At 61.1% G+C, this 24,815-nt stretch carries 21 protein-coding genes; 13 read left to right on the forward strand and 8 right to left on the reverse strand.

The genetic code is table 11. The annotated features are described in order from the left end of the window. The first annotated feature begins 253 nt into the window (after nucleotides 1-253). Complete coding sequence (locus ABTW55_RS07705; protein ID WP_033636938.1) at nucleotides 254-1,390, forward strand: porin; 1,137 nt, start codon at nucleotides 254-256, stop codon at nucleotides 1,388-1,390. Nucleotides 1,391-1,428: 38 nt separating this feature from the next. On the opposite strand, the gene ABTW55_RS07710 is transcribed toward ABTW55_RS07705, so the two are convergent. Further along, the gene (locus ABTW55_RS07710) at nucleotides 1,429-2,250 is read right to left on the reverse strand and encodes a helix-turn-helix transcriptional regulator (protein ID WP_047569483.1); all 822 of its coding nucleotides are present in this window, start codon (nucleotides 2,248-2,250) and stop codon (nucleotides 1,429-1,431) included. Between the two features lie 120 nt (nucleotides 2,251-2,370). Between ABTW55_RS07710 and ABTW55_RS07715 the strand changes: the two genes are divergently transcribed. The 3 genes from ABTW55_RS07715 to ABTW55_RS07725 all read left to right on the forward strand — a co-directional run bounded on the left by ABTW55_RS07715 (nucleotide 2,371) and on the right by ABTW55_RS07725 (nucleotide 4,786). Then, nucleotides 2,371-2,748: a hypothetical protein gene (locus tag ABTW55_RS07715; protein WP_033652831.1), complete on the forward strand. Its 378-nt coding sequence runs from the start codon at nucleotides 2,371-2,373 to the stop codon at nucleotides 2,746-2,748. Between the two features lie 10 nt (nucleotides 2,749-2,758). After that, the gene (locus tag ABTW55_RS07720; protein ID WP_033648560.1) at nucleotides 2,759-3,634 is read left to right on the forward strand and encodes a helix-turn-helix domain-containing protein; all 876 of its coding nucleotides are present in this window, start codon (nucleotides 2,759-2,761) and stop codon (nucleotides 3,632-3,634) included. 231 nt (nucleotides 3,635-3,865) lie between these two features. Then, nucleotides 3,866-4,786, forward strand: coding sequence for a L,D-transpeptidase family protein (locus tag ABTW55_RS07725; RefSeq protein ID WP_025305160.1), 921 nt, complete (start codon nucleotides 3,866-3,868; stop codon nucleotides 4,784-4,786). A 124-nt stretch (nucleotides 4,787-4,910) separates the two neighbouring features. On the opposite strand, the gene ABTW55_RS07730 is transcribed toward ABTW55_RS07725, so the two are convergent. Then, nucleotides 4,911-6,950: a TonB-dependent siderophore receptor gene (locus tag ABTW55_RS07730; protein ID WP_060422590.1), complete on the reverse strand. Its 2,040-nt coding sequence runs from the start codon at nucleotides 6,948-6,950 to the stop codon at nucleotides 4,911-4,913. Between the two features lie 601 nt (nucleotides 6,951-7,551). On the opposite strand from ABTW55_RS07730, the gene ABTW55_RS07735 reads away from it, so the two are divergent. The 5 genes from ABTW55_RS07735 to ABTW55_RS07755 are packed head-to-tail and all read left to right on the forward strand — an operon-like array spanning nucleotide 7,552 to nucleotide 12,930. Continuing rightward, nucleotides 7,552-7,959, forward strand: coding sequence for a biopolymer transporter ExbD (locus ABTW55_RS07735; protein WP_004933244.1), 408 nt, complete (start codon nucleotides 7,552-7,554; stop codon nucleotides 7,957-7,959). A 1-nt stretch (nucleotide 7,960) separates the two neighbouring features. Then, nucleotides 7,961-8,707 carry an energy transducer TonB gene (locus ABTW55_RS07740; protein WP_049194524.1) on the forward strand — a complete coding sequence of 249 codons (747 nt, stop codon included), beginning with the start codon at nucleotides 7,961-7,963 and terminating at the stop codon, nucleotides 8,705-8,707. Nucleotides 8,708-8,746: 39 nt separating this feature from the next. Next, nucleotides 8,747-10,990, forward strand: coding sequence for a TonB-dependent receptor (locus ABTW55_RS07745; RefSeq protein ID WP_033636947.1), 2,244 nt, complete (start codon nucleotides 8,747-8,749; stop codon nucleotides 10,988-10,990). Nucleotides 10,991-11,036: 46 nt separating this feature from the next. After that, the gene (locus ABTW55_RS07750; RefSeq protein ID WP_033648555.1) at nucleotides 11,037-11,687 is read left to right on the forward strand and encodes a MotA/TolQ/ExbB proton channel family protein; all 651 of its coding nucleotides are present in this window, start codon (nucleotides 11,037-11,039) and stop codon (nucleotides 11,685-11,687) included. Next, nucleotides 11,680-12,930 (forward strand): phospholipase D-like domain-containing protein, encoded by a 1,251-nt coding sequence (locus tag ABTW55_RS07755; protein ID WP_060422587.1) that lies wholly within the window; start codon nucleotides 11,680-11,682, stop codon nucleotides 12,928-12,930. The genes ABTW55_RS07750 and ABTW55_RS07755 overlap by 8 nt, the downstream gene beginning before the upstream one ends. 37 nt (nucleotides 12,931-12,967) lie before the next feature. On the opposite strand, the gene ABTW55_RS07760 is transcribed toward ABTW55_RS07755, so the two are convergent. The 4 genes from ABTW55_RS07760 to ABTW55_RS07775 form a co-directional block, all read right to left on the reverse strand. Next, on the reverse strand, nucleotides 12,968-14,077 hold the full coding sequence (locus tag ABTW55_RS07760; protein ID WP_060422584.1) for a P1 family peptidase: 1,110 nt from the start codon (nucleotides 14,075-14,077) through the stop codon (nucleotides 12,968-12,970). Between the two features lie 2 nt (nucleotides 14,078-14,079). Beyond that, nucleotides 14,080-15,456 (reverse strand): APC family permease, encoded by a 1,377-nt coding sequence (locus tag ABTW55_RS07765; protein WP_060422582.1) that lies wholly within the window; start codon nucleotides 15,454-15,456, stop codon nucleotides 14,080-14,082. 223 nt (nucleotides 15,457-15,679) lie between these two features. Further along, nucleotides 15,680-17,182 (reverse strand): CoA-acylating methylmalonate-semialdehyde dehydrogenase, encoded by a 1,503-nt coding sequence (locus tag ABTW55_RS07770; protein WP_060422580.1) that lies wholly within the window; start codon nucleotides 17,180-17,182, stop codon nucleotides 15,680-15,682. A 10-nt stretch (nucleotides 17,183-17,192) separates the two neighbouring features. Continuing rightward, nucleotides 17,193-18,533, reverse strand: a complete 1,341-nt coding sequence (locus tag ABTW55_RS07775; RefSeq protein ID WP_060422578.1) for an aspartate aminotransferase family protein — start codon at nucleotides 18,531-18,533, stop codon at nucleotides 17,193-17,195. Between the two features lie 135 nt (nucleotides 18,534-18,668). On the opposite strand from ABTW55_RS07775, the gene ABTW55_RS07780 reads away from it, so the two are divergent. Continuing rightward, entirely contained in the window at nucleotides 18,669-19,598 is a 930-nt protein-coding gene (locus ABTW55_RS07780) for a LysR family transcriptional regulator (protein ID WP_033648549.1), read from the forward strand. A 257-nt stretch (nucleotides 19,599-19,855) separates the two neighbouring features. Here ABTW55_RS07780 and ABTW55_RS07785 read toward each other — a convergent pair whose 3' ends face one another. Then, complete coding sequence (locus ABTW55_RS07785) at nucleotides 19,856-20,983, reverse strand: iron-containing alcohol dehydrogenase (protein WP_060422576.1); 1,128 nt, start codon at nucleotides 20,981-20,983, stop codon at nucleotides 19,856-19,858. Nucleotides 20,984-21,212: 229 nt separating this feature from the next. Here ABTW55_RS07785 and ABTW55_RS07790 point away from each other — a divergent pair, with 229 nt between their 5' ends. From ABTW55_RS07790 to ABTW55_RS07800, 3 genes are all read left to right on the forward strand, one after another. Further along, nucleotides 21,213-21,971 (forward strand): helix-turn-helix transcriptional regulator, encoded by a 759-nt coding sequence (locus ABTW55_RS07790; protein ID WP_039567527.1) that lies wholly within the window; start codon nucleotides 21,213-21,215, stop codon nucleotides 21,969-21,971. 220 nt (nucleotides 21,972-22,191) lie between these two features. Then, nucleotides 22,192-23,493 carry an FAD-binding oxidoreductase gene (locus ABTW55_RS07795; protein WP_049194537.1) on the forward strand — a complete coding sequence of 434 codons (1,302 nt, stop codon included), beginning with the start codon at nucleotides 22,192-22,194 and terminating at the stop codon, nucleotides 23,491-23,493. A gap of 18 nt (nucleotides 23,494-23,511) precedes the next feature. Continuing rightward, complete coding sequence (locus ABTW55_RS07800; RefSeq protein ID WP_019454941.1) at nucleotides 23,512-23,877, forward strand: cupin domain-containing protein; 366 nt, start codon at nucleotides 23,512-23,514, stop codon at nucleotides 23,875-23,877. A gap of 39 nt (nucleotides 23,878-23,916) precedes the next feature. Here ABTW55_RS07800 and ABTW55_RS07805 read toward each other — a convergent pair whose 3' ends face one another. Further along, nucleotides 23,917-24,723: an alpha/beta hydrolase gene (locus ABTW55_RS07805; RefSeq protein WP_041037782.1), complete on the reverse strand. Its 807-nt coding sequence runs from the start codon at nucleotides 24,721-24,723 to the stop codon at nucleotides 23,917-23,919. Nucleotides 24,724-24,815: the final 92 nt, after the last annotated feature.

Consider the following 24,815-nt stretch of genomic DNA (forward strand, 5'->3'; position numbering starts at 1 on the left):
TCCCAGATAATCACGCCGGTTTATTTTGGGTGAAACGTGCGGATTGGTTTATTTCGTGCTGCGGTTATTACATTATTTTTCTCTGCGTTACAGATGAACACGTTTTTGCTGAAATTAAATCCAACCTGAAATAATGGCAGGTTATGGCGTGAATTTTTATATCTTGCGTGCGCTGTTCACATCGGGTAATTATTTCCGCGTGGCTTAAGACCACCGTGTTTATAACAATAATTTTTTTCGGGCAGGGGTAATAATGAGAAAAAATACAACGCCAATATTCATTGGCGGCGTCTTGCTGTCGGCGTTATCCGCCGGCGCACAGGCCGAGATCACCATTCTGGATAAAAACCCGCAGAGCAATGTGTTGCTGGCACCGCTCAGTTTAAAGGTGGGCGGCAGCATTCGCCCCGAGTGGATCTTCAATAACGGCCCGGAGCCGGGCTATGACAAAAACGGCCACGACGGCGGCACGCGTTTTCGCTTCAGCGGCGACTATGCGCTGACGCAGGACACCTCGATCATCGGCTATTACGAGTGGGGCGTCGATCTGGCGCACGCGCTCAGCTGGGACGGGCACTATAACGAAGACGGCAAGCGCGACTATCAGCGCCAGCTGTACGCCGGTTTCAAAGACGATCGTTACGGCACCCTGACCTACGGCCATCAATACGGCATCTATTATTCGGTGGTCGGCATCAAAAGCGACGTCTGGGATAACGATGGCCACGCGGGCGGCACCGGCATCGGTATTTCCGGCGACTACGACGGCGGCAATAAACCGAAAAACAGCATCAAGTACACCAATGATTTCGGGCCGGTAACGCTGTACGCCAACTATTTATTGCCGGAAGACGATCTGCACACCGCGGATAACCTGATTTATCGCCGCAAGGGCGGGGGCGGGCTGGGCTTCGATTACAAGGTGACGAAGGATTTCACCTTCAGCGCGGCCTACAGTTATACCGACGCGAAGATCAAAGACAATCTGTACAACGAAAAGGATTATCACCAGCAGCTGTCCGGCACCGCGTTGACCTGGCAGCCGAACAACTGGTACATCGTCGGCACCGCCAGCTACTACAAAGACTATGTGCCGAGCACCCGCCAGCGCACGCTGTCGCACTTCTTCGCCGGTGACGGCTACGGGCTGGAAGGCTTTGTCGGTTACACCTTCAATATCGACAAGCCGTTCCTCAAATCGATCCAGCCTTACGTGGCGGCGGACTCGCTGCGGCTGAAGGGGGACGAGGCGTATCACGCCAACCACGTTTACCTCGGCGCGGGTACCACCATCGGTTACGGACTGTCGGTGTACGTGGAGCGCACGCTGGCCAACAGCAGCGACAACGAGCCGGACTCCACCTGGATTACGGTGTTCTACGACTTCTGATTTTCACCTGCTCCAAGCCGGCGCCTGCGCCGGCTTTTTCACATGGTAATTGCGCCGCCCAGGGTTTCTCCAGAGGCGTTGCGCTCCGCCAGGTAGCGCGCCGGCGGTTTGCCCACTGCCTTTCTGAACATGGTGACGAAGCCGCTGGCGCTCTCGTAGCCCAGATCCAGCGCCACCGTCTGCACGCTCTCGCCCTGCGTCAAGCGCTGCAGCGCCAGCATCACGTGCAGCTGGCGCCGCCAGTGGCCGAAGCTCATGCCCATCTGTTGTTGCAAGGTGCGGCTGAGGGAGCGCTCGCTCATGCCGATGCGCTGCGCCCACTGCCCGAGGGTGGATTTGTCCGCCGGGCAGCTCAGCATGCCTTCGGTCAACTGCCGGATGCGCGCGTCGTCGGATACCGGCAGGTGCAGATTTTCGATCGGCGCGGCTACCAGCTGATCCAGCAACACCGCCGTCAGGCGCCCTTCGGCTCCCTGTTCGTCGTAGAGCGGTTCGAAGGTGGTGGCCTGCAGCAGCAGTTCGCGCAGCAGCGGCGAGACCGACAGCGTGCAGCAGTTTTGCGGCAGACCGGCGGCGGCATGTTGATCGACGAACAGGCAGTAGGCCTCGGTGGAGCCGGCGCCCTGGGCGTTGTGCAACACGTTGCCCGGCATCCACAGTGCGCACTGCGGCGGCACCAGCCACAGCCCATTCTCCACTTCGCAGCGGATCATGCCGCGCACGGTGTAAATCAGCTGCGCCTTCTGGTGGCGGTGCGGCTCGACTTCCCAATCCTGCTCGAGGGTCGAACCTTGCAGGGCAAACAGCGGGCGCGGCACCTGATCGATATCCAGACAGCGGCGGGGGATCTGTACTTTCATGAGAACAATTCTCAATTTGGCGGAATTGAAAAGTATTATGTCCTGATTGCGCAATGCGGTCTAGCGCCGGTGCCGATAAAGTAAGCGCCAGTCCTAAACCATTTCCTGAGGAAACTGATTATGTCATTGGATACCGCCGATTTTCCGCTGGTATGGATGCGCCAAAACGGGCGCGATACCCAGGCCGAGCTGGCCGAATTCAGCGCGCTGCTGGCGCGCGCCGAGCCTTTTGTCCTGATGACCGACCGCAGCGTCGGCGATGAAGGTGAAGAACACGATCGCGATGCCCGCACCCAGGTCGCGCTGTGGAAGCGCGATAACCGCGAGGCGCTGAAGCTGTGGGTGAAAGGCATGATCATGCTGGAGCCGGACGACGCCAAACGCGCGGCGGCGGAAGAGTTCGCCGAATACGGCGCCAAGTTCTGGGGCTATCCGGTGCTGGTGGCCGCCGATGAAGCCGCAGGCCGGGTATTGGCGCAGACGTTATTGTTAAAATAAGGGGAATACCATGCACCAGCAACAGGTGATTGAACAGCTGCTGGCCTGGATCGAGCAGAGCCTGGATCAGCCGCTGACGCTGGACGACATTGCCGCCAAGTCCGGCTACTCCAAGTGGCATTTGCAGCGGATGTTCAAGCAGCATACCGGCCATATTCTCGGCACGTACGCGCGCCGCAGAAGGCTGACCGCCGCCGCGCGCGAACTGCGCCTGACCGGCACCAGCGTGGCCTGCATCGCCGACACTTACCAGTTCGATTCGCAGCAGACCTTCACCCGTTGCTTCCGCAAGCAGTTCGGTCTGCCGCCGGCCAGCTATCGCCGCAGCCAGGATTGGTCGAGCTATGGCCTGCAGCCGCCGCTGCGGCTGACCGAAACACCGTTGCCGCAGGCCGATATCGTGACGCTGCCCGCCATGCAGCTGGTGGGCCATACCCAGCGCCGCAGCTTTACGCTGGGGCAGCTGGCGGCCTCCAAGTGCGAGCTGCGCCGCCACGCCTGGCGGCAGCTGCTGCCGCCGCAGGCGCTGCCGGAGGTGGTATACGGCCTCACCAGCCTGGAGGTCGACCGGCAACGCCGGGGTAACCCGCGCATGGCCTACACCGCCGCTTTGCCGGACGAAGGGGCGATGGGGGAGCGGGTGACTATCGAACAGGGTGAGTATGCCCGCTTCACCTATCAAGGGCAGGAGGAAGGGTTACAAAACTTTATCGTCCGATTGTATGACACCGCGATGCCGCAGATGAACGCCATCCGTCGGCCGGGGCAGGATATCGAGCTTTTCTACCCGGCGCAGGAGGGCCGCTGCCCGCTTGGCGGCGCGGCGATCCGCTGCGAATATCTGATCCCGATCCGGCGGGTAGAAGCGTTGGCCGCCGCCGGTTAGGCGGCGGTTCTCGCAAAAATTCGCCTTCGTGGCGCTTCAGGTTACAAAAAATTGCGATATTACATCGGTAATGGTTCACACTTTGATTGATGTGCACATATAATGCGCATCCGGTCAAATCCCCCCTGTTTTTCAGGCCGCAGCGCTTGGCTGCCGGCTGAAACCCATCGGGGTAAAAGTGGCCGTAGAAACCGATCCCCCTAATCGCCAGTGGCCTTGACCAACACGAAGATGAAAATGAGCATTCGCGCGTTATTAACCCTGTTTACGGCACTGGTTGCATTCAGCCAGGCTGCCTTCGCCGTCGTTTACCCGCTGCCGCCAAAAGACAGCCGTTTGGTGGGCGAAAATATCCAAATCACCGTACCGGAAGACAGCAAACTGCCGCTGGAAAGCTTCGCCGCCCAGTATCAGATGGGGCTGAGCAACATGCTGGAAGCCAACCCGGGCGTGGATCCGTTCCTGCCGAAGGCCGGCAGCACCCTGACCATCCCGCAGCAGCTGATCCTGCCGGACGCGCCGCGTGAAGGCATCATCATCAACAGCGCCGAGATGCGTCTGTACTACTACCCGAAAGGGTCCAACACCGTGGTGGTGCTGCCGATCGGTATCGGCCAGTTGGGTAAAGACACCCCGCTGAACTGGACCACCACCGTGCAGCGCAAGAAAGACGGCCCGACCTGGACGCCGACCGCCAAGATGCGCGCCGAATACGCAGCCGACGGCGAGATCCTGCCTGCGGTGTTCCCGGCCGGCCCGGACAACCCGATGGGGCTGTATGCGCTGTATGTTGGCCGCCTGTACGCCATCCACGGCACCAACGCCAACTTCGGCATCGGCCTGCGCGTGAGCCACGGCTGCGTGCGTCTGCGCGCCGACGACATCAAGTACCTGTTCGAGAACGTGCCGGTCGGCACCCGCGTGCAGTTCATCAACGAACCGATGAAAGCCACCGTCGAACCGGACGGCTCGCGCTACGTGGAAGTGCACAACCCGCTGTCGGCCAACGAAGAGCAGCTGCAATCCAAAGATCCGGTGCCGCTGACCATCTCCGCGCCGGTCGGCAAAGTACTGATGGACGCCGGCGTCAACCAGAGCGAAGTGGACGCGGCGATCAAGGCCCGTTCCGGTATGCCGGTGAAAGTGAACTGATCGCGGCGTAAAAGCCTCTGGCCCGTCATCACGGGTCTCGTGTCAGAGACTAAGGTCCAAACTCAGTTTGGACCTTTTTTTACATCGAATGAACCCGTTTTCGGGCTGCTGTTTCGACGGTGGACTAGAAGCGATAGGATGCGGAGAGATTTATTTGACGCGGCGAACCAGGCTGGATTTGTGCGGCGCTGGTTGCACTGAGGTAATACCTATTATCCAACACGTTTTCGGCACTTAACTGCAGATCCCAGCGTTTCCCGCCATAACCGATACGCACGTCATACCTCTGATAGCCGGGTAACGCAGTGGTGTTTTGATTGTCGGCGAAACGCTTACTTACTGCTGTTACACCGGCCTCACTGAACCAGCCTAACTTGTCTCTATAGCCTATATACAACTCACCGTTGCGCCGCGACACATTATTGGGGCGCTTGCCCTGGAATTGTTCCTCTGCTTTGAGAAACGAGGCATTTTGCAACGCCATACCGCCGCGCAGATAAAGGTTTGCTGTGAGGTTGGCGTTCATGCTCAGTTCCAAGCCATCGGTACGTTGCTGGCCCGTCAGTTGCAATATGTCTGGATTCTCCGGATCTCGGGTGCGGCGGTTATACATTTCAAGCCGGTAGAGGGAAAGCGTAGTGGTGACTTGCTGCTCCAACCAATCGCTTTTTACGCCGGTTTCAAATTGACGGGTATATTCCGGCGACAGGCGGTTATTTTTATTCTCTGGCGTTATGCCGATCAATCCGCCGCCGACGGGAGCATAGGTTTTGCTGAAAGACGTGTACAGAGCGTGTGCCGCAACGGGTTGCCATACCACGCCCAGCCTGGGGCTGATGTTGTTGTTGTTTCTGGACTCCTGAAGGTTTCTATCGTACCGATTGCTGGTGACGTGGAAGCGATCGCCGCGCAGGCTGGCGACGAGGTGCCAGTCATCTATTGCCATCTGGTTCTGCAGGTAGAATGCGTTATTTCGAACCTGATGGCGGCTGTGACTGGCCAGCAGCATATTACCGTCATGCTGTTGTCGTAATTTTTCTGGCGCGAATAGATTTTTGATAGGGAAGGGGCGATTATTGCGGTAGAGTTTTGGGTTGCGATTTTGCCAGCTTTGTTCAATGCCGATCAGAAGTTGGTGTTCGAATGCCCCAGCATGTACCAGCCCTTCGACTTCAAGATTGCTGCTGATATTTTTGGCGTGCAGGTCTTGTTGCCATCGTGCGCGCCTGACGTTATCTCCGCTAACGCCAGTGACGTAGGTGTTATCGAACTGGCTATTGAGCGAGCTGAACATGAGCAGGTGACGCAATTGCCACTGGAGGTTCAGTTCATAATTCAGGCGCGAACGTAACGAGTGGAATCGGTCATGGATATAGTCGTTTTCGGTATCGCTGTATACACTGCCGATGGCGACGTTAGCGGGGCGACCGTTTACCGCTGGAATGCCGCGATCGGGCGTACGTTTGCTACTTTGATAATCGTATTGCAACAACCCATTAAGCCGCGGCGTGATTTTCCATAGTCCTGAAGGAGCCAGTAAGATTTTGTCGCGTGAGACGCCGTGGCGAAAGCTATTTGCCTTCTCCTGAGCGACATTAAAGCGAAAAATTGTGCTTTCATCGAGATCGTGGTTGATGTCGGCGTGCAGGCGTTTAAAACCGTATTCTCCTATTTGCGTAGTGACTTTCGAACCTTTACCTTTCTGCGGTTTCTTACTGATGCGATTAATAATTCCGCCACTGCTTCCTCGTCCATATAATACGGCGGCCGGCCCTTTCAGCACATCGATACGCTCAATATTGCTCAGATCGCGCGTATATTGCATATCATCACGAAACCCGTCCAACAGTAAGTCATTACCGGCGGAAAAACCGCGAATTTTGACGTTGTCAAAACGGGTGTCTCCACTGGCGTTAACGCCGGGAACGCCACTCAAAGCTTCGCTTAATGTTGGCTGGCCAAAGGCGGTGGCCTGGTCAACATAAACGCTGTCGACAGTTTGCGGTATCAGCTTTAATGGCGTCATGGTTCGGGTTGCGGTGGACGTTTCATTGATATGCGTACTTCTTTGCTCAATAACGAGAATGTTTTCCTCTTCTGATTTTGCTGAGTGGCAAGAAAACAATAGCGTAAGACACATGGCGATACGACGATTCCTTTTCATCTTATTTCCCTAGTGAATATATATTAATGGATTTTGCGCCAGTGCTTATATTTTATGTTTATAGGACGTTTGTTCTTATTTAAAAATTATTGGTTGGTCTTGATTCATTTTTCTTGGTTATTAAAAGTGGTGCTCATGGGTTAATACATTGCCAGATAGGACAATAATGATTGTCTTACTCTGTTTCAACGCTGCATTTAGCGTGGTTTTTTGAATGGTACGAATATTTTGAGAAAGAAGTGTATAGAGGGGAGTCTTATTCTTTTACTCTCTGTGAAATATCCCGTTGCTCGAAGGTATAAAGGCCTGGAAGGCTCACAAGCGTTGAGGAATGGCGGCATGTCATTTTGAGGGGCGCAATGATTGTTGATGTCACTATTCTCACATTGCTCTCTCTGTTGTTGCCAGGTCAATATACCCACCTCGCAATTATTCCAATAAAAACTATCGCTAATTAATAAGTTATATCTCTTCCGTTATCGCCTGCCAGTGAAAAAATTCTCGCAAAAAATCCACACTGTGAAAATAAGATCACACAAGCGTAACAAAAGGTAAACAAACCCCTCCTATATTGGCTGCTTCGCTTTTGGGAGGGAGTGTCATGCGTAACTGGAACGAACCGAAAAAGAACAAAGCGCACATCGAACTGATCCCGATGATCGACGTGATGATGTTTTTATTGGTGTTTTTCGTCTTGATTAGCCTGAACGTCATTCCTGCGCTCGGGCTGAAAACGCAGCTGCCGTCCGCCGGCAGCGCGCAGCAGCTGAAGCCGCAGAAGAAAGCGATCATCACGCTGGGGGCCGACGAACAGCTGCAGCTGGATGGCCAGCCGATCGCGCTCGACGCGCTGGTCAACACGCTGAAGCAACAGCAGCAGGCCAACCAGACCACCACCATCATCGTCAACAGCGACAAGGGCGTGGCGGTCGAGCGGCTGGTGGCGGTGATGGACAACCTGCGCCAGGGCGGTTTCTTCTCCGTCTCCATCGCGACACGGAAGCTGTGACATGTATCTGCTCTATCGCTCACGTCATCTTTTCAGCTGGTTGCCGGCGCTGATTGTCGCCGGTTGCCTGCTGTTCGCCAGCCAGCAGGCGGCGCTGAAGATCCAGCCGCGCTACGACGAAACCGCCATCGAACTGGCGCTGGTGGAGCCTGAACCGGCGCCTGAACCTCAACCGGAAACGCCGCCGGAGCCCCAGCCAGAACCGCCGCCGCCCGAGCCGGAGCCGATCCCCGAACCGGTAGTGCCGGCGCCGGAGCCGATCGTGGAAGCCAAGCCGGTGCCGAAACCGCAGCCGAAGCCCAAACCCAAACCGGTGAAAGAGAAAGCCAAACCGGTAGAGAAGCCTAAACCGACGCCGGCGCCCGCCGCCCCGCGCGCGCTGGTCAGCAAACCGGCGGCGCAGCCCGCACCGACCGCCCCGGCCGCGCCGAAGGTGAATGCGCAGGCGATTGAAAACGGCTATCTGCTGGCCTTGCGCCGCGAGCTGGAACAGCGCAAGCGCTACCCAAGCGGGCGCCAGGCCTCGCTCGAGCGCCCGCAGGGCAACGTCGAAGTGTGGCTGGAGGTCGATCGCAGCGGGCGGGTGCTCTCTTCCGGCATCGCCAACAAAGCCGCCAGCATGTTGCTGAACCGCGCGGCGATGAGCAGCCTGCAAAGCATCAGTTCAGTAAAGCCGTTCCCGAGCGAGGCGTTCGCCGGGCAAACAACCAAAAGATTTACCGCGACGTTCAATTATCAGGCGCCTTAGCGCAAGGGTTAATCGTTTGATTTTTATGGGATGCACACAATGAAATCGTTTAATCGTTCTGGGATCTATCTGGCGGTGATGTCGGCAATGCTGCCGGGCGCCGCGCTGGCGGCCGACGCCACCGATGTCGGCACCATCAGCGTCAAGGGGCAGTCGCTCGGCGGCGGCATGATGGTGCAGGATGACAGCGCCAAGGCGCGCTCCACCGTCACCAAAGAAGCGATGGACAAAATGCCGTCGGCGGCCAACGCCATCGATAAGCTGAAATACACGCCGGGCCTGAACGTCAACAGCAACGACGCCAGCGGCCTGAGCGGCGTGGACTACACCATGCGCGGCATGAACTCGGATCAGATCGGCCTGTCGATGGACGGCATCCCGATCAACGACTCCGGCAACTACGCGGTATACCCGAACCTGCTGGGCGATGCGGAGAACCTGGAAGAGGTGTTCGTCACCCAGGGCTCCTCCGAAGCGGACGGCCCGCACATCGGCTCGAGCGGCGGCAACATCGGCCTGGTGACGCGCCGCCCGGCGAAAGACTTCGGCGGTTTCCTCAAGCAGACGCTGGGCAGCAATAATCTGAGCAAAACCTTTGCCCGCCTGGAGACCGGCGAATACAACGGTTTCAGCAACTGGATATCTTATTCGCACACCGAGGCGAAGAAGTGGCGCGGCGAAGGGCGCCTGTACTCCGACAAGTTCGAGATGAACTCGCTGTATGAAGACGGCAACGGCAACAGCAGCAATCTGGTGATGAAGTACAACCGCCAGAACAACACCAACTACAACACCCTGAGCAAGGCGCAGTTCCAAAACGATGGGCGTGGTACCGATTACGCCACCACGCCGGAGTACAACAGCAAAGGGCAGTTGAACAAGTATTACAAGATCGAACGCAACCCGTTCGAGAACTTCACGCTATCGTTCACCCAGAAACTGCAGCTGCGCGACGACCTGTCGCTGACCCTGCAGCCGTATTACTACTGGGGCAATGGCGGCAGTTTCAACGGCCAGACGGCATCGGTATTGTCCAGCACGTCGGACAGGGCCGGGCAGTATGACCTCAGCAACCTGCAGTCCAACACCTATTACCGCCCGTCGTGGACCCAAACCTGGCGGCCGGGCATCACCACCAAGCTGAAGTGGGACATCAACGAGCAGCACAGCCTGGATATCGGCTACTGGTATGAGCGTGCGCGCCAGCTGCAAACCCAGCCGTTCATCAGCATCAAGGACGACGGCAACCCGGCGCAGATTTGGGGAAAACCTGGCGGCTCCGATCAGGTGAAGGATGCCAACGGCAATACGGTGCAGGGGCGCAACCAGTACACCATCACCCCGGCGCAGAAGGTGTGGTTGCAGGATACCTGGTTCGCCACGCCGGACTGGACCTTCGTCGGCGGCCTGGCCTATCAGTATGTGGAGCGCAAAGGGGACAACCGCGGCAGCCTGTACAACGTGCCGGAGAAGCGCAAAGCCACCTATCATGAATTCCTGCCGAACTTCAGCGCCAGCTACAAGGTGAACCAGGAAAACCAGGTGTTCTACAACCTGACGCGCAACATGCGCACGCCGCCCAACTACGTGCTGTACAACGTCGGCGACTCGCTCAGCACTAAGCCTGAGCTAAGCTGGAACCACGAACTGGGCTGGCGTTTCCAGCAAGAGGACATGCTGCTGAGCGCCACGCTGTTCTACATGCGCTACAGCGATCGCCAGATCTCCACCACCAACGCGGCCGGCGACTACGAGATGATGAACATCGGTAACGTGGAGAACAAAGGGCTGGAGCTGGAGTGGAGCGGCCAGTTGCCGCATAACTTCAACTACTACACCTCGTATACCTACACCGAATCGAAGCAGAAGAACGACATCGTCAGCAACGGCGGGCTGCCGCTGCCGACCTCCGGCAAAGAGGTGCCGAACGTGCCGAAAAACCTGCTGAACATGACGCTGGGTTATGACGACGGGCTGTATTACGGCAGCGTCAGCGGCAAGTACGTCAGTGCGTTCTACGGCGATCTGACCAACGACGAGAAGATCGGTGGCCGCACGGTGTTCGATCTGGCGGCGGGCGTGCATCTGCCGGTGGACAAGAAAATTGTCAAAAGCGCCGCGCTGCGCTTTGGCATCAGCAACCTGTTTGACAAGGAATACCTGACCTCGGTGCGCACCACCACCTTCAACGCGGCGCCTTACGGCGGCGTGAGGGCCAGCACGCCGTATTACAACGTCGGCGAAGAACGCACCTTCAGCGTCTCGCTGGAAGCCACCTTTTAACTGAATGCCCCGCCGCCTGCCGGGCGGCGGGGAAGAGGAGCCCTGTATGGACGCCAATCTGTTGCACGACATTATTTTCTACGTGATGTACGCCGCGCTGGCGATTGCGCTGGTGATCATCATCGAACGCACGCTGTACTTCGCCTACACCCAGCGTCAGGCGCGCCGGCTGGAGCAGGCGCTGACGCCGGACGTGCGCCGCGCCGCCGATCTGCCGGACGAGCTGACCCAGCGCAACAGCCTGCCGATGACGGTGATCGCGCCGGTACTGGCGCAGAAACACCACGCCGGCGACCGCGAGGCGATCGGCGATCTGATCGACGCCCAGTACCTGCTGAGCAAGCCGCCGATGGCGCGCGGCCTGTGGCTGCTGGAAACCGTGGTCACCGCCGCGCCGCTGCTGGGGTTGCTGGGCACGGTGATGGGGATCATCGAAACCTTCAAGGCGCTGGCCGCCTCGGGGGTGTCCGAGCCGAGCCTGGTGTCGGCCGGGATGGGCACCGCGCTGTACGCCACCGGCCTCGGCATCGCCATCGCGCTGCTGTGCCTGGTGGCCAACAACTTTCTGCAGAGCCGCATGGAGCGCATCAACGAACTGCTGAAGGTGCTGCTGATCCGCGCCGGCCAACCGGCCAGCCGCCCGGAGAGCGGCAGCGGCGAACAATGGGTTGACAGCGGGGCGCCGCGCTATGCCTAATGGCCATCCAGTACGGCGGCCGCTCGGCCGCCTTTATACGGCATTGTGGGGCGGATGTTTGTTGATGTTGAGCCAGAGCGCCGCGGCGCGTTTTGCTATTCCCGGCTATGAGCTGGTGTACACCGCACCGGTGGAAACCGCGCTGCAGGCCGACGATCTGCGCAACACCGCCGAGGTGTGGCGCGAGATGTTCGACGCGGCGAAAACCCGCATCGATCTGGGGCAGTTTTACGTGGCGAATCAGGACGGTTCGCTGCTGGACGGCGTGCTGCAGCACCTGAAGGCGGCCGGCGAACGCGGGGTGAAAATCCGCTTTTTGCTGGAAGAGAAGGGCCTTCGCATGTCTACCGCCGAGACGCTGGAACAGCTGAAGGCGATCCCCAATCTGGAGCTGCGCATCATTTCTTACCAGAAGCTGAGCGGCGGCATTCTGCACGCCAAATATCTGCTGGTGGACGGCGAGCAGGCGTTCGTCGGCAGCCAGAACTTCGACTGGCGCGCGCTGGAACACATTCACGAAACCGGGCTGCGCATCAGCGACGCCAAGGTGGTGGGGCAGATCCAGGCGATCTTCGAGCAGGATTGGCAGGCGCAGGCGCTGCTGGCGCAGGATAAGCCGGTGCCGGCGCTGCCCGATTCGCCGCCGACGGCGCAGCCGCAGGGCAACTATCTGGCGGCCAGCCCGCGCGCCTACAACCCGGCGGGGGTGATTGATTCGCAGGCCGAGCTGCCGCGCCTGCTGGCCGGCGCCAAGCGGCGGGTGCGGGTGCAGGTGATGGATTACGCGCCGCTGTCGTTCGGCCCGGAACGCAGCCGCCCCTTCTATGCGGTGATCGACAACGCGCTGCGCAGCGCGGCGGCGCGTGGGGTGCAGATCGAGCTGATGGTGGCCAACTGGAACACCAAAAAGCCGGATATTGCCTGGCTGAAGAGCCTGGCGCTGGTGCCGAATGTGCAGATCAAGGTGGTGACCATTCCGCCGGCCAGCAGCGGCTTCATTCCGTTCGCCCGCGTCATCCACAGCAAGCTGATGACCATCGACGATGAGATTGCCTGGGTGGGCACCAGCAACTGGACCGGCGGCTATCTGGACAACTCGCGCAATCTGGAGCTGGTGATGCACAGCGCGGCGATGAGCGGGCGGTTGGACAAGCTGTACCAACAGCTGTGGAACAGCGTCTACGCCGAACCGTTGCGGCTGGATTACGACTACCCGCCGCCCAAGCCGGGCGGAGAATCCTGATGAGCAGGGCGCGGTTCACCTCCGCGCCCTGTGTTTTTTAGCGCCGCCAGCCGGCCTTCTCCAGCGCCGTCACCAGCTGCTCGGCGCTCAACCCTTCCGCCCGGTGGCCGTTGCCGCTGACGGTATTGGCCGCCAGCAACGCATTCACGATCGCTTCTTCCACCGCTTCCGCCGCGGCGGCGAACAGCGCCGAAATATAGTCGTTGTTCACCATGCGCAGCGGCGTGGTGAAGGCGCCTTTATTGGCGTAGTCGGCGGGCGGCAGGCCGTCGTTGCCGGTGGCGAAGGCGATGAAAATGTCGCCGCTCGAATCCTCGGTGCCGCCGCCGGTGCGGGCGATGCCGATGCTGGCGCGCTGCGCCAGCCGCGCACACTGGTGCGGCAGCAGCGGCGCGTCGGTCGCCAGCGCCACCACGATGGAGCCCATGCCGGGATGCGGCAACTGCGGCGTGAACGGCGAGGGGAGATGCCCCAGATGCCGGCCTACCGGGTAACCGCCGACCAGCAGCGACTCGCGCTTGCCGTGGTTGGCCTGCACGATGGCGCCCACCGTCCAGCCGCCCTGATCGGCGGGCAAGCGGCGCGACGCGGTGCCGCTGCCGCCTTTGAATTCATGGCAGATCATGCCGCTGCCGCCGCCGACCGCGCCCTCCTGCGGCAAGCCGCCCCGGGCCGCCTGCTGCGCCTGGCGCACGTGCTCGGCCTTGACGTGAAAGCCGTTGATGTCGTTGAGCAGGCCGTCGAAGGTTTCCATCACCACCGGCATATTCCAATACACCGCGTTGTCGCCCGCGGGCAGCGTTTCACGCTCCAGCGCGATCAGCGCATCGCGCACCACGCCCACGCTGTGGGTGTTGGTGAAGGCGATCGGGCTGGTCAGCAGGCCCGCTTCGCGCACCCATTCCAGGCCGGTGGCGTCGCCGTTGCCGTTCAGCACGTGCACCCCGGCAAAGCAGGGGGCGTGGCGGGCGGAACCGGGGCGCGGTTCGATCACCGTCACGCCGGTGTGCACGCTGCGTCCGTCCGCCAAATCGGCATGGATGCTGGCATGGCCGACGCGCACGCCGGGCACGTCGGTGATGGCGTTCAGCGGGCCGGGCGTGCCCTGTCCGATGATAATGCCCAGATCCTGAGCGCGCTGCGTCATGGTTATTCTCCTTCTATTGAGGGGGCGGCGAGGGGCGCCGGTTGGCGGCCGCGCAGATGGTTCAGCGCCAGCCCGAAGCCGATGATGCCGGCAATGATAATAAAGTCTTTCAGGCTGCTGGCGATCAAAATCGTCCACAGCACGTACAGGCAGCACAGCAGCGCCACCACCACCGGCAGCGGCCACAGCGGCATCAGGTACGGGTGGTGGAAGTGGCGGCGACGGCGGCTGATCAGCGCCGCCACCGCCATGATGATGTACACCAGCAGCAGCAGGATCACGGTGAACGAGGTCAGCGATTCGAGATCGGAGCAAAACGCCAGCAGCGCCGACGGCACGCCGAACAGCAGGGTGGCGATCCAGGGAGTGCCGAAGCGCGGGTGGATGATTTTCAGCGCCCGGTTAAACGCCGGCAGCCAGAAACCGTCACGCCCGCTGGCAAACATCATGCGGCTGAACTGCGCCACGATGGCGATGATGGCGTTGAACACCGACAGATAAATCGCGCCGCTTACCACCCGCGCCAGCGTCGGGCCGCCGAGCTGGGTGACCACATAGCCGACCGGATCGGCCTGTTTGGCCATCTCCGTCAACGACGGCGAGCCGATCAGCAGGGCGGTGAACGGCACCAGCTCCACCAGCACCACGATGAACAGCGTCAGCATGATCGCGATCGCCATCGGTCTGCCCTGTTCGCGCATGTCTTCCGCCATGTACACCGCCGCGCCGTAGCCGTTGTAGGAGAACAGCGCGACCCCGACCATGGCGACGATCAGCGGCAGCGACACCGGCGCCAGGCTGCCCTGCGCGTCCAGCATCACCGGCGCGGTGAGGATCTCCGTGCTCTGATGCGGGTGGCTGAAGCCGAGCCAGGCGATCAGCGCCAGCACCGCCACTTCCACCACCAGAAAGGCGCCGGTCAGCAGGGCGTTGGCCTTGATGTTGAAAATGGCGCAGATGCCGCCGACCAGCACGGTGAGCATGCCGGCGGTCGAGGCGTCGAACTGGGTGCCCAGCGCGGTGTTCAGGTAGGGCACCGCGCCGGTGGCCAGCACCGCCGGCACGAACAGCGAGGCGCTGAGGATAAACAGATAGGTCTGCAACCCGCACAGGGTGCCGAACAGGCGCTTGATGATGCTGTATTCGCCGCCTGCGCTGGGGTGTGCGGCGCCGAGTTCGGCATAGCACAGCGCGATGGCGGCGGCGACGCAGGCGGCGATCAGAAACGACAGAAAGGCGCCGCTGCCGGCGTTGGCGATCGCCAGCGGGGCGATGACGAAGATCGAACTGGCCGGCGTCACGCCGGACGCGGTGATCATCACCACGTCGAGGACGCTGAGATTGCCTTTGAAGGTGTGTTCAGGGGCGGACTCTTTCATGGGATAACGACTCCATTAACGTGTGAGTGAATTATTGTTTTGCTGCACAGGCTGTACGCAGGAATCAAATGGAGCGCGCGGAAAATCCCCTGCGCCTTTCAAGCCGCAGCGTTGTTGGCAGCAGATCATTCGCACCAGTCACTTACTTAAGTAAGCTCCTGGAGACGAATGACTTTGCCGCCTGGCTGCAACTTGAAATTCGTTGGGGATAAGTTTGTTATTTTTATCCCGATGGGAAGCTGAAGCTGGCGCTCCGGGCATCGCCGGAGGCCGGCCAGCGCTGGGTCACGGTCTTGCGTTTGGTGTAGAACCTGACGGCGTCCGGGCCGTAGGCGTGCAGATCGCCGAACAGCGAGCGCTTCCAGCCGCCGAACGAGTGGTAGGCCACCGGCACCGGCAGCGCCACGTTGATCCCCACCATGCCGACCTGAATGCGGCTGGAGAAGTAGCGCGCCGCCTCGCCGTCGCGGGTGAACAGACAGGTGCCGTTGCCGTATTCGTGGGCGTCGATCAAGGCCATCGCCTCCGGCAGCGACGCCGCGCGCACCACGCCGAGCACCGGGCCGAAGATCTCCTCCTGATAGATGCGCATGCCGGGCGTCACGCGATCGAACAGCGTCGGGCCGAGGAAATAGCCCTGGCTGGGGCGGCCGTCGGCGCCGGTCACGCTCAGTTCGCGGCCGTCCACCAGCAGCTCGGCGCCTTCGGCTACGCCCTGATCGATATAGCCTTTCACCTTCTGATAATGCTGTTGGGTCACCAGCGGCCCCATGTCGTTGCGGTTGTCGCTGCCGGGGCCGACGCGCATGGCGGCCATCTGTTGCCGCAGCCCGGCGATCAGCGCTTCGGCGGTGCCGTCGCCCACCGCCACCACCAGCGGGATGGCCATGCAACGCTGGCCGCAGGAGCCGAAGGCCGCGCCCATCAGCGCGCCGACCGCACCAGGGATATCGGCGTCCGGCAGCACCACCGCGTGGTTCTTGGCGCCGCCCAGCGCCTGCACCCGTTTGTTCTGCGCGCAGCCGGTGTGATAGATGTGCTCCGCCACCGGCGTCGAACCGACGAAACTGATCGCCTTCACGCGCCCGTCATGCAGCAGCGTCTCCACCGCTTCGCGATCGCCGTTGACCACGTTGAGCACCCCCGGCGGCAGCCCGGCCTCCGTCGCCAGCCTCGCGATATACAGCGCGGCAGAAGGCACGCGCTCGGAAGGCTTCAGCACGAAAGTGTTGCCGCACGCCACCGCCATCGGCCACATCCACAGCGGCACCATCGCCGGGAAGTTGAACGGCGTGATGCCCGCCACCACCCCCAGCGGTTGAAATTCGCTCCAGCTGTCGATGCCCGGGCCGGCCTCTTTGCTGTGTTCGCCCTTCAGCAGTTCCGGCACATAGCCGGCATATTCGATATTCTCGATGCCGCGCTGCAGTTCGCCCAGGGCATCGCTGAGCACCTTGCCGTGCTCGGCGGTGATCAGTTGGCAGATGGCGTCGGCGTGCTGCTCCAGCAGATCCTTGAGCTTCATCATGATGCGCGCGCGCTTCAGCGGCGGGGTGTCGCGCCAGGCGGGATAGGCCTGTTCGGCGGCGGCGATGGCGCGCTCCACCGTGGCGCGGTCGGCCAGCTGCACCTCCTGCGCCGATTGGCCGGTGGCCGGGTCGTAAACCGGCTGGCTGCGTTCGCCGCCGGCGGCGGGCTCGCCGTTGATCCAATGGGTAATGGTCATGGCTCTCTCCTTATTCGGTGGCGTTGAGGGCGTCGCCGACGGCGTTGATCAGCGCATCGATCTGCGCTTCGCTGCTGATGAACGGCGGCGCCAGCTGCAGGGTGTCGCCGCCGTAGCGCACGTAAAATCCGCTTTCCCAGCAGCGCATCGCCGCCTCGAAGGGGCGCCGCGCCGGTTCGCCCGGCCGCGCCGCCAGCGTAATGCCGGCCGCCAGGCCGATGTTGCGAATGTCGGCGACGTGTTTGGCTCCCTGCAGGCTGTGCACCGCGCGCTCGAAATAGGGCGCCAGCGCCTGTACGCGCTCCACCATCTGTTCGCGCTGCAGGATGTCCAGCGTCGCCAGCGCGACCGCACAGCTGACCGGGTGGGCGGAGTAGGTGTAGCCGTGCGGGAATTCGAGCTGGTAGTCCGGCTCGCCGCCGTTCATGAAGGTGTGGTAGATCTCCGGCCGCACCACCACTGCGCCCATCGGTTGCGCGCCGTTGGTCACCTGTTTGGCGATGTTCATGATGTCCGGCGTGACGCCGAACGCCTCGGCGCCGGTCATCGCGCCGCAGCGGCCGAAGGCGGTGATCACTTCGTCGAAGATCAGCAGGATGTCATGCTGAGTACAGATTTCGCGCAGGCGCTGCAGGTAGCCGACCGGCGGCACGATCACCCCGGCGGAGCCGGAGAAGGGTTCGACGATCACTGCGGCGATCGTCGAGGCGTCGCGCAGCGCGATGATGCGGCTGAGCTCTTCCGCCAGCTCCGCCCCCTGTTGCGGCATGCCGCGCGAAAAGGCGTTGCCGGCCAGCAGGGTGTGCGGCAGGTGGTCCGCCTCGGCGCCGGCGCCGAACGTCTTGCGGTTGCCGGCGATGCCACCGACCGAGATACCGCCGAAGTTAACGCCGTGATAGCCCTTTTCCCGGCCGATAAAGCAGGTTTTGCCTGCCTGGCCTTTGGCGCGCCAGTAAGCGCGCGCCATTTTCAGCGAGGTGTCTGCCGCTTCGGAGCCGGAGCCGGTGAAGAACACGTAATCCAGCCCCGCCGGCGTCAGTGCCTTGATCTTGTTGGCCAGTTCGAACGACAGCGGGTGGCCGAACTGAAACGCCGGCGAATAATCCAGCGTCGCCAGCTGGCGCTGGGCGGCGTCGGTGATTTCCTGCCGGCCGTGCCCCAATCCGCAACACCATAATCCGGACAGACCGTCGAAAATCTTTCTGCCGTCATGGCTGGTGTAATACGCCCCCGCGGCCTGAGTAATGATGCGCGGCTGCGCTTTAAAATTACGGTTGCCGGTAAAAGGCATCCAATGGGCCTCTAACCCTTCGGCATCGAGACTATTTAGCGGGTGATTTTCAGCGGCCATGTTTTCCTCCGAACAGGAAAATAAGAGCGATTAATGAAATAAACCGAGTTGTTAACGAATTGTTGTGCGAAATTGACTATGTACCGCTTGTTCTCTACTGTGAATAATCATATGTCGAAACTTACTTAAGGTTTTATGCAAGTAAAAAAGCGCGCGCTGTTAGGGCAATTGTCGGATATGGATCTGCGTTTGTTGCGGGTATTCAAGGCCGTGGTCGACTGCGGCGGCATGAGCGCCGCCGAACTGGAGCTGAACATCAGCCTGTCGACCATCAGCAAACACATCAAGGATCTGGAACAGCGGCTGGGTCTGACGCTGTGCCAGCGCGGGCGCGAGGGCTTTGCGGTCACCGACGAGGGGCTGTTGATCTACCAGGAAACGGTCAACCTGCTGGCGGCCACCGAGGCGTTCCGGCGCGGGGTGGACGAGGTACACCAGCGCCTGGGCGGGCAGCTGCACGTGGCGATATTCGACCATACGGTCAGCAATCCGCAGGCGCAGATCGGCCGAGCCATCGCGTTATTCAGCGAGCGCGCGCCGGAGGTTTCTTTGCAAATGTACGTGGAGCCGATTAATACCATTGAACGCGGCGTAATTGACGGGCAATTTCAGGTTGGCGTTATTCCCATGCACCGCAGCGCGGAAAGTTTATCTTATCATTCGTTATTCAGTGAGAGGATGTTCTTATATTGCGGCGCGCAGCATGAATTATTTTCCGCCCCCCATGAAACATTAAATTGGGATCTGCTGCACAATTATGCCTTCGCGGGATTAGGCTACCATTCGCCGAATATGGAACTGAGCCTGCAGCAACATTTGCATCGCAAGGCGACGGGGTTCGCGCAGGAGTCGATCGCCACGCTGATCCTCTCCGGCAAATACGTCGGCTTTTTGCCGGATCACTACGCGGCGTTTTTCGTGGCGCAGAACCTGATGCGGGCGATCAAACCGGCGCTGTTCCGCTATCACTGCGAATACTCCAGCGTGCTGCGCCGCTCGCCGGTGCCGCAGCGGGTGGTGAAGCTGTTCCATGAGTGCCTGCTGGCGGCCCACGGAACAGCGTGACGCTTACTGCTCTTTCTTCTTGCCGAAGATTTTGATCAGCGCGCCGACCAGGATGCCGACCGCGATGCCGGCGAAGATCCAGCCGATGATGCCCATTTCCTTACTCCTGCTAGTGCGTTGATCTGATTATACCCGTCATACTTGAAACTGCATCTGTGTTGGCTGCGAGTGCGTACGCCAGTCACTGACTTGAGTAAGCTCTGGCGAGCCGCCTCTTGCCGCCGGGATGCAGCTCCAACTATTTAGGGTAGATATCATCATTCGACGCGAAATGCCTTTTCGATCATCCGTTGCCGCTGCGCCGGCGCATAGTCGATCCAGGAATTCTTGCTGTTGGATTTCTCCAGCGCCACCGCCAGTTCCTGGCCGGAAATCGGCAAATCGTCCTGCCAGAACGGCGCGATGGCGTGGCGGGTGATGAAATCGGTCAGGTAGCTCTCCGGGCTGCCCTGCCAGTGCGGGTACAGGCGCGCGGCCAGCTCGGCCATCAGCGCGCGTTGCTGCGGCTGTTCGCTGCTTTCCAGCAGGGCGAGGAACGGCAGCAGCAGGCGGCCGCAGACCTGGCCGTGGTGGTAGTCGCGCAGCGCGCCGATCTCGCCGGCGATGCCGTGGATCACCCCCAGCCCGGCGGCGCTCAGCGTCAGTCCCCCGAGGTAGGAAGCCTGCATAATCGCTTCGCGCGCCGCATCGCTGCGGTTGAGCGCCGGCCAGGCCGCAAGGAAGTGGCGGATGCCGCTCAGCGACATGTCGCGCGTCATGGCGCTGGCGGTTTTCGACAGATAGGCCTCGAACAGGTGGGTGAAGGCGTCGATGGCGCAGTAGGCCAGCACCTTGTCCGGCGCGCCCGCCAGCAGCTGCGGATCGAGAATGGCGGTGTGCGGCACGAAGTTATTGTGGCGCAGCGAGGCCTTCACTTTGCTGACCTGAGTGTCGGTGATCACCGCGTTCTGCGTCACCTCGCTGCCGGTGCCGGCGGTGGTGGGAATGGCGATCAGCGGCAGGGTGGCGCCGCTGATTTTGCTGTCGCCCACCTTTTCCATATAGCGCAGCGTCGGCAGCGGATGCTCCACCAGCGCGGAGAACGCCTTGGCGGCGTCCAGCACGCTGCCGCCGCCGATGGCCACCACGCGCCGCGCCTGGCCGCGCCAGCGCGCCACCCAGGCGTCAATTTCCTGCGGTGACGCCTCGTGGCTGACGATCTCGGTGCCGATGAACAGTGGCGCCAGCGATTCGCGCAGGCCGGCGTATACCGGGCCGTTGAGAAAAGATCGGCAGCTGAACAGCAGCGTTGGCTGCGGATCGGCAAGCAGCAGCGGCGGCAGTTGCCGGATGCTGCCGTGGCCGAACCAGGTCTGGCGGTTGGCGATGATGTGGCTGACGGACATGAGGTCTCCTTGACGGCGTTGCAGGGCGCGATGCCACAGCATAAGCCAGCGGGCGCAGAGCGGCCACCGCTTTCCCCGCTGCGGCAACTTGTGAGTTGTTTAACATGTAAACGATCGCGTTCTTGCATTTCGGCGCGCCTGATGCTTTTTTTAACAGTACCGGCCGTCATGCGGCCAACCCCATCCGAAATCGGTAGATTGTTAATGTATTAATAATGGCGAGGCGGGTATGGATATTCAGGTTGAACGCTTGTCTGCGGTGATCGATGCGGTGGCCAGCCCGCGCTTTTATCCCAGCCTGTTGAACTGGCTGGAAGGGTTTTTCGCCTTCGACAACGCCATCGTTTATGCCTTCGAACGCGGCCGGCCGCCGCGCTGCCTGATCAAAACCGAGCGGGAAAACAGCGATGCGGTCAACCAGATCTACCAACAGGGCGCCTATCTGCAGGATCCGTTTTACCGTGCGCTGAACGACGGCGGCGCAGGCGAGGTACTCACGCTGCGCCAGCTGGCGCCCTGCGGGTTTTATCACAGCGACTATTACCGTAATTTTTATCGCAAGACCGGCTGGCACGACGAGGCCGGCGTGCTGCTGCAGCTGACGCCGGAGCGCGGGCTGGGGGTGTTCTTCGGCTCGGCGCGCCGCACGGTGGCGGTGCGCTACCCGCAGCGGGCGGATCTGCGCAGCGCGCTGACGCTGGTGAAAAGCGTGGCGCGGCTGCACGGCGAAGTGGTGGCGGCGCCGGCCGAGGCCGATACGGGGAACGACGATGGCGCGCAGGCGCGCTATCTGCTGACGCCGCGCGAGCGCGAGATTGTCGATCTGATCCTCGCCGGCTGCGGTTCGCAGCAGATTGCCGACCGGCTGTTCATCAGCCTCGGCACGGTAAAAAATCACCGCAAGAACATCTACGGCAAGCTGAACATCGGCTCGCAGGCCGAACTGTTCAGCCTGTTGCTGACCGCCCCGCAGCGCCGCAGCGCGTGAATGTATCGATCTATCCCCTATAGCTTTCAAGCTACAGCTAGGCGGCCAGGACGAGCGTCCCCAGGAGCTTACTTAGGTAAGTGACTGGGGTGAACGTCAGCAGCCAACAACGCTGTAGTTTGAAAGATGAAGGGGACGAATGTCCCTAAGGGGACATAGCGGCACGGCTGCCGCCTCCCGATAATCCGATGTCATGGCATAGGCAATCGGGAGTGCGGCAGTGAACAACGAAATCGAGTCCTTAACCTACTACGCGGCGACCAAAAAATACGATCTGCGCTTCCCGACGCTGGAAGAGGATCTGGACGTCGACGTGGTGATCATCGGCGGCGGCTTCTCCGGCATCAACACTGCGCTGGAGCTGGCGGAGAAGGGCATCACCAACATCGCCATTCTCGAAGGCCGCTATCTGGGTTACGGCGGCACCGGGCGCAACGGCGGCCAGGTGATGGCCGGCATCGGCCACGATCTGGAGAAGATCAAGCGCCACGTTGGCCCGGCCGGGCTGGAAACCATCTTCAAAATCAGCAACCTCGGCGCCGGCATCATCCGCGAGCGCATCAAGAAATATGACATCGACGCCGACTTCTGCTTCGGCTACGGCTACCTCGGCAGCAATGCGCGCCAGGAGAAGACCCTGCGCGGCTGGCTGAAGGAGTTCAGGGCGGTAGCGCCGCAGGAGGAAATTGAGCTCTATACCGGGGCGGAGGTGAAGCAGGTGGTGGGCTCCGACGCTTACAGCTGCGCGCTGAAACACATGGGCGGCGGCCACGTGCATTCGCTCAACCTGCTGCTGGGCGAGGCCAAGGCGCTGAGCGGCTACGGGGTGAAAATCTTCGAGAACAGCAGCGTGCTCAACGTGGAGTATGGCCCGCGCATCACGGTGCGCACCGCCATGGGCTCGGTGCGCGCCAACAAGATGCTGTGGGCCTGCAACGGCTTCCTCAACGGCATGGAGCCGCAGATTTATCGCAAGACCATCAATACCTACGCCTTCCAGCTGGCCACCGAGCCGCTGTCTGACGATCTGATCCGCCAGATCAGCCCGATCCGCGGCGCCTACAGCGACATCCGCCCGGTGATCGACTATTACCGGGTGACCAACGAAAACCGGCTGCTGTTCGGCAGCGCCACCCGCCTGATCGAATATTTCCCGTCGGATCTCAAGGCCTGGAACCGCAACCTGATGCTGAAAGTGTTCCCGTACCTGAAAGACGTGAAGATCGATCTGGCCTGGGGCGGCCCACTGTGCTGCAGCGCCAACCTGTTCCCGCAGATCGGCACGCTGCCGGATCGCGACAACGTGTTTTACGTGCAGGGCTACTCCGGCTTCGGCGTGACGCCGAGCCACATCGTGTGCAAGGTGCTGGCGGAAGGTATGAGCGAAGGATCCGATCGCTACGATCTGATGAGCTCGATCCCGCACGTCAACATCTTCGGCAAGGACAAGCTGCGGCGGGTGATGACCACCGCCGGTAAGGTTTGGCACCAGACATCCGGCTACTGGAAAGGCCGCCGTTAACCCTCAGAGGAGAATGACATGAAACCGTTACTGCTTAAACAACCGCTGCCGGAACTGCTGGAGATCGGCAGCGTCAGCAACCTGGGCGCCACGGTGATCGCCGGCACGCCGACCGTCGGCGTGGCCAGCATCTTCGGCGAGCCGACCGACAACCTGAACTGCGGCGTGTTCAGCTGCACCCGCGGCAGCTTCGTGATGGAGTATCCGTTCGCCGAGCACGCCACGGTGTGGGAAGGCAGCGCGACCCTGACCAACGAACGCACCGGCGAATCGGTGCAGTATCAGGCCGGCGATTCCTGGTTCGTTGAGAAAGGCACCCCGGTGCGCTGGGACATCACCTCGGATCGCTTCGTCAAACACTACCTCGCCATCGTCGAGGGCTGACGCCGTCATGCCCCCCTCGGCCCGCTGAGGGGGAGCGCCTTAGCCTAACGCCCGCGCAATAAAATCGGTCACCCGCTTGAGGATCCGATCCTTATTGGTTTCGTTAAAGCTCTCGTGCCGCCCGCCCGCATTGATCATCCGTTCGAAATCGTCGCCGCGCAGACGATCGAGCGCGGTTTGCGTTTCGCTCATCAGCACCAGCCGATCATCGTCGCCGTGGATCCACAGCGTGGGCAGCGCGCCGAAGCCCGGCCCGGCGTTGATGGCGGCGAGGATCCGCTGCATGGCGCGCAGGGTGGGGCGCTTGAACGGCCCGTGCCACACCAGCGGATCTTCCTGATACGCCGCGCCAACCGCCGGATCGCGCGCCAGGGTAGCGGTATCCAGCGGCGCGTCGGGGATCGTCGGCAGTTCGGCCAGATCGGAGATCGCCGTTCTGTCGCCAAGCAGCGGGCCGGACAGCACCAGCGCGCGCACCTCCTCGCCATAGCGCTGCACGTAGCGGGTAGCGATCATACCGCCCATCGAGTGGCCGATCACCACCAGCGGCAAGGTGGGGTATTGCTGCCGGAAATGGCTGACCACGCGCTGCACGTCGTCGACCACGGCGTCATAATCCTCGATCAGCACGCGTTCGCCCTGCGACAGGCCGTGGCCGAGATGGTCGGGGCCAAACACCCGCGCGCCCTGCGCCTGCAGCGTGCGTGCCACGTATTGGTAACGGCCGAGATGCTCGCCGTAGCCGTGTATCAGCAGCGCCAGATAGCGCGGCTGGTCATTTCCCCAATCATGCACGGCGATGTCGCCGTGACGGCCTTTGATAAAGCTGACGGTTTGTTCGGGCATCTTATTGTTCTCATGGTGGTAGGGTTGCCCTTCAGCGTAGCGGCTGGCGACGAAGTTGTCAGGGGCGCCGGGTGCGGCGCCCGCAGAGAGGG

It is taken from the genome of Serratia sp. SM04, assembly GCF_040280225.1.
GTDB lineage: Bacteria > Pseudomonadota > Gammaproteobacteria > Enterobacterales > Enterobacteriaceae > Serratia > Serratia sarumanii.